Consider the following 6082-nt stretch of genomic DNA (forward strand, 5'->3'; position numbering starts at 1 on the left):
GGTAACACCTTTTCTTAATCCGGCAGGTATTTAATTATCATGGATTTAAGATCATCAAGCTTAACAGGCTTAAACAGCCAGTCATTCATTCCAGCTGCCTTATATTCTGTTTCAACACCTGTTATGGCATTTGCAGTAAGTGCAATAACAGGTACATTTTTGCAATACTCCGATGACATGGCTCTGATATATTTTGTAGTTTCAACCCCATCCATCTCAGGCATCATATGATCCATAAAAATCATATCATACTGTCTGCCTCTGCCAAGTGCCTTTAAAATTGCCTCTCCACTTGAAAATACTTCCGGAATAACCCCAAACTCTCTCAATTGGGTTACAGCAACCCTTAAATTAACTTTATTATCATCGACAACAGCAACCCTCGCGTCTTTAAATTTCTCGTTTGAAACTTCCTGTGTTTTTTTAGGAACGCTGTCAATATCAGTCTCAACTTCACTGCTTAGATTTTTTCTCACTATGCCTTTTTGAGGTACATAAGCCTCCTTAGCCATATCAGATTTCTTTTCAAATAAAACCCTGTAAACCTTAAACAGGTCAAAAGGCTTTCTTATGTACAATTCTGGTACATCATTTTCAGAAAAAACAGTATAAAATTCAAGCAATGCTATTTTTTCTATATTGCCAAACATATCCTTATCAGCCAATATATTTTTAACTCTTTGATAATCAAAATAATTATATATAAAAATTCTGTCACTATCCGAATATATATTATACACTTCCCTGCCAATCTCGTCTATGGAATTGACACAAATTGTATTCAGACCAATCTGTTTGAGAATTTCAAGCAGATGCTTTCTGCTACTGTAATCATTTTCATATACAAATATAACTTTATTCTTATATTTTTCAAGGGCATGTTTTTTAATATCAGTATTTTGTTCTTCACATACCCTCTGTCTTATCTTAGCAGTAAAACAACTTCCCACATTGTACTCACTCTGAACCTCTATACTTCCGTTCATCATCTGTACAATATTCTTTGCAAGAGCGAGACCTAACCCGGTTCCCTCCCTTTTTCTGTTACGCATGGCATCAACCTGACTGAACTGATTGAACAGCTTGTCCATATCCTCATCTCTAATGCCTATACCCGTGTCACTTATTGCAAAACTAAGCTCCACAACATCGTCATTTATATATCTTGAATCTATGTCAAGTTTAATTTTACCCTTGTCAGTAAATTTAACTGCATTGCTTAATATATTAACAAGTACCTGATTTATCTTGGCACAATCACCATAAAGACAAACCGGAATATCTTTTGACATCAAAACTTCAAACTCAAGTTTTTTATCAAAAATTCTTGCCGCAATGACATTTTCTATACCCTCAATAAATGTGTCAAACCGATATTCAACGGGACAAAGTTCCATCTTTCCCGCATCTATTTTTGAAAAATCCAAAACATCATTTATAATAGACAAAAGTGAATCTGCCGCCGTCTGTATTGTATCAACATACTCGTGTTCAAGTTCGGTAAGTTCGCATTTACCTAAAATATCAGCCATTCCGCATATCGCATTCATAGGCGTTCTTATTTCATGTGACATATTTGCAATGAATGTACTTTTAGCTTTATTGGCTTCCTCAGCAGCTTCACGAGCTTCAATTTCCTTATGATTTGCCTGCATGATAAGTATAGGATTTTGCAAAGTCATCTGCATTATAAGGCAACCGAGCGCACTACTTGCCCCTATGACCATCAGCATCGGATTAAGCATCTGTACAAGCATAGCAACCAAACTCAAAAACATAAACCAGACAGTAACGAGCTTGTAACGCATTTCCATAACACTGTCTTTTGAAAAAGCCTGAAACATAGCTGCTGCAAAATAATATATAGTGCACACAAGCAAAACAGGCATAAACGGTCCACGCTGATACCCTCCCTCTACGGAATATTTAAACAAAGCATTCGTAAAGTAATCTGTCCATATCATACATTGCTCAATAGCCGCCGGAATAAACCAAAGTAACTTTCTTCCTCTAAAATGGTCATTTTCTTTTGCCAAAGATACTATATACAAAAAGTACATGCATGGCACTAAATGCTGAAATGAATATGCCACCATCTGTCCCAGATAATTAAGCACTATCATCTCGTGAAAATGCCTGATAAGCACAAGGCTTGCAAACATATCCGTCACGCAGCAGGCAAAACAGATTATTAAAAAGTATCCATATATTCTTCTCGAAAATTTGCCAAGCTCAGCAACCCGATAGTAATATATTATGAGCACCACCAAAACAACTGACGATGCTATGTAAAAATCATAATTCCAATTCATTCAGATCCTCACCTCTCCAAAAAGTTTAACCCTTTTATCAAAATTCATCGTACCAAATATAATTTTAACATATGTGTAATATTACATCAACAATTCGTATCACCCATAGATTACAATTTTTTGGCTGTTTGGCAAAAGCTGAATGATTTTGAACTCACTTAATGTACTGTATCAATGACTTTCAATCTTATTTTTCACACTATATTCCTGCACACATCAAGCAATGCTTCACATCCCTCTTTAACATCTCTGTATGTTTCATCAAAGTTTCCTGTATACCAAGGGTCGGCAATATCTCTTCCACTTCCAGCAAATTCAAGCAACAGTGACACCTTCCCATCAGAATCTCCGCCAAAAATACGCATCATATTTTTATAATTCCACTTGTCCATTCCAATTATATAATCAAACTTATCATAGTCACTCTTTCTTACCTGAGACGCAAAGTGCGGTTGCATCGGTATCCCCAGCTCGTTCATTTTTTGAACTGTTCCTCTGTGCGGCGGATTGCCTATCTCCTCCGTGCTGGTTGCTTTTGAATCAATAAAAATTTTATCGGTAAAACCGGCTTTGTTTACCATGTCTTGAAAAACGAATTGTGCCATTGTGCTGCGGCAGATGTTGCCGTGGCAGATGAAACATACTCTAATCATAATTTCTCATATCCTTTTAATACCTTTCAATACCCAAAAGTTCTGTACACATCAATAATATTGAAACGATATATAGTTTTTAATTTTTTCTCATTACACCTTATATTTTGCCATTTCTTTTCTCGCAAAAGGTGTAAAAAAAGGTGTAATTTTTCAACTTTTACACCTCGACACTCTGGAGCTAGAAGTTAAAAAGATTCTCATCTTCCTCTTCTAGTTGCAAAATATCTACGACTTTTTCCTGCATAACTTTTTCATTTTCCACTTCTACCATCTTCAACATTTCCTCTCTTACATCATCTACCTGTAAATGAGTATATGTATCAAATGTAATATCCATAGAACTATGTCCCATAATGTATTTCAGTTTCGCCGGATTCATACCAGCCTTTGCCATTTTGGTACAAAATGTGTGTCTGCATACATGCGGAGTGATTGTTGGTAATGGCTCTTTATACAATTTATTATACTTTTCACGAATGAACTGAAAATACTTTTCCCAATGCAGTGCCACCATTGGCATTCCATTCTGATCCAAATATAAAAAATTGCTGTACCCATCTACTACCGGTTCTTTTTTTACTTTCTTTCGCTTTTTTATAATCGTCCGAAAGCAATCAGCGACTTCTGGCGTCATTGGCACTTTACGCACCCCTGCCGTTGTTTTTGTTTTCTGAATAATGTATGACTTTTTTTCATTGTATACTCTAACCAATTGATGATCTACATTGATAACCATATTATCAAAATCAATATCATCAATCGTCAATCCTACAAACTCAGAAATGCGAAGTCCAGTATTAAATAAAATATAAATACCTTCATACACTCTTTGATAATGCGCATCTTTGCGGATAAACTCGAGAAATAATCTCTCCTGCTTTCTTGTAAGTGCCTGTCTTATCACACTATCATTCACAAGCACACTTGCCAGTTCAAAATCAAATGGATTTTTTCTAATAAAATCATCTTCATACGCAAGCCGGAATGCAGGTCGCAGCACTCCTCGAATAGAATGAATCGAACTATATCCTCTGCCATTTTTTTGCAGCTCTATCAACCACCCTCTGGCATCTGAAGTCTTTACAGATGAAATTTTCCTCTTTCCAAAGGGATCGTTTTTCAGAAAATTCACTACCGTTTTGTAGCCAAGTCTTGTGCTAGGCTTAACACCTATTTTCTGAGAAATATATAGTTCCACTAAATCCAGTACCGTCATGTCGCCTCGGCTCATTGCTAAATTATCCTGCTTATCCTTTTGAATCTTTGCAATCTTCTCACGCAGTGATTCTTCTTTTTTTCCATGTACTGCAGGATCATTTGGCACTAACCGCTTCGAGTAAACATATCGGGATTTTCCCAATTCATCTACATACTTATAACGATACCTACCATCCGCTAACTGAATTTCTCCATTATGCAGTTTTCGATTTCTTTTGTCTCTACGACTTATATTCATAATGTGCTTCCTCGCTTTCCATTAAAGAAAGCTAAGCACTAGTATGACTTAAATATAATACCATATTTTATATGTAAAAACATAGTGTATTCAGCACAAACACCCTAAAGTGCATTTGCCTCATCTAAAAACTGTTCAAATAATTTTCTTTTTATTTGAACCCGATTCCCCACCATTAGTACATACGGTGCATATGGATTTTCTGCTACAAGTGCTCTCATACGCGTTCTTCCTATATGAAAGTATGCTGCAGCCTCCTCTATCGTCATCGTATACTTTTGCCAAATAGGAATTTCCAAACGGTCTACTTTCATAGCACTCATTCACCTCCGTCATCAATCTGGCAATTTTTCAGAAAGTCCTTCTGCTAGCTTTTCCATTTCCAAACGATAGATCATTAGCCGAAGAAGATATTCTGCTATATGCCGAACCCCCCGTTCCCAATCTTCTAATGTTCGGTAAGGAATTCTAAAATACTCAGCAAATTGTTTCTGTGTCATGCCTGTTTGTTTTCTTGCTTCCTTTAATAATTCCTTTAGTTCCATACTGTCTCCTAACATACTAATTTGTATAGTTTATATGCTACCACGCATTGTGTATATTGTCAAGATATATGAAACAATTTCTCCAGTTGAAATCACCGGTCACTGTGGTCAGCAGCACACTCTGGACTCGCACCATCTCTTATAGACCATAAAGGGAGTATCATTATCATAGAACAGTCGCAACCACGGAATCACCACAATTCCTCTTTTGCATGGATGTTATCGCTCCCGGCATCTCACATCAGACAGATCAATCAAAAAAAATACCTGATAAGCTATCTCCTTTGTGTCTGTCTTACCGATCCTGGCGCATCTGCGGCACGGCGCAATGCGTAACTGTTCCTTACGTCCAGTGAAATCATCGTATTCAGTTGTCTGTGTCTGATAGGATTATTTCCTGTGGACACATCTAAAGTATAAATGAGTATTTTTCTCTTGCATAGAACACATATATCGGATATTACTCCTGATTTATCGGTGTATATAGATAAAAAAAGGTACTCTGATTTTTTCAGAATACCTTTTAACTAGATTGACATTTATCATTACCATCTTCCTCTAGTAATGCCTTTATGTAACCTTCTATACTTCCTTTTCGTCTATCTGATAATTTACGATAATTCTTTATAATCCATACTTCACTCTTCTCCTCAAGACATACTGTATTGCTGTTGTCATCAAAAAGATCTGAAACTGGCACTCCCATTCCCTGAGCAATTTTTCGAATATTGCTTTCCCTCACATCATAATCTTCTTTTTGAGCCAAACTCCATAATGTGCTTTCTGGGATTCCACTTCTTTTTGAAAACTCATAGCGTGTCATACCCGTTTCAGCCAAAAATTCAAGATACTGGTTTCTAACAGACTTACTAATGGCAGACACCCCCTTTTTCCTCTATGACAAGTATAACTTGACATAAGAAAAAGATATAGAACATATATTTCGGAGTATTTGTCCGATTTATCGGTGTATACTTTTTAATTTTTTTCTCTCGTCTTAAGACATGCACAAAACAATCATAACCACCGGCTTAGCCGGTGGTTTGCTCTGCCCCTATAAGGGGCTTTTTCCTGCTTGAGCCTCAAGGCTCATCGAAATTGTTCGCCTCGCGC

Annotated in this window: 6 protein-coding genes; all 6 read right to left on the reverse strand. The window is 36.6% G+C overall.

Annotated elements, in window-relative coordinates; all coding sequences use genetic code 11:
• Positions 1-14 precede the first annotated feature (14 nt).
• Positions 15-2312 (reverse strand): ATP-binding protein, encoded by a 2298-nt coding sequence (locus tag ACZLXV_RS06880; protein WP_482382899.1) that lies wholly within the window; start codon positions 2310-2312, stop codon positions 15-17.
• Positions 2313-2506: 194 nt separating this feature from the next.
• On the reverse strand, positions 2507-2965 hold the full coding sequence (locus ACZLXV_RS06885) for a low molecular weight protein-tyrosine-phosphatase (RefSeq protein WP_482382900.1): 459 nt from the start codon (positions 2963-2965) through the stop codon (positions 2507-2509).
• Positions 2966-3146: 181 nt separating this feature from the next.
• Positions 3147-4424 carry a site-specific integrase gene (locus tag ACZLXV_RS06890; protein ID WP_482382901.1) on the reverse strand — a complete coding sequence of 426 codons (1278 nt, stop codon included), beginning with the start codon at positions 4422-4424 and terminating at the stop codon, positions 3147-3149.
• Between the two features lie 104 nt (positions 4425-4528).
• A complete protein-coding gene (locus ACZLXV_RS06895; RefSeq protein WP_482382902.1) occupies positions 4529-4747 on the reverse strand; it encodes an excisionase in 219 nt (72 codons plus the stop codon).
• A gap of 12 nt (positions 4748-4759) precedes the next feature.
• Positions 4760-4969: a helix-turn-helix domain-containing protein gene (locus ACZLXV_RS06900; protein WP_444156157.1), complete on the reverse strand. Its 210-nt coding sequence runs from the start codon at positions 4967-4969 to the stop codon at positions 4760-4762.
• A gap of 523 nt (positions 4970-5492) precedes the next feature.
• Positions 5493-5852, reverse strand: a complete 360-nt coding sequence (locus ACZLXV_RS06905) for a helix-turn-helix domain-containing protein (RefSeq protein WP_482382903.1) — start codon at positions 5850-5852, stop codon at positions 5493-5495.
• Positions 5853-6082 lie beyond the last annotated feature (230 nt).

Source organism: Butyribacter sp. (assembly GCF_056818865.1).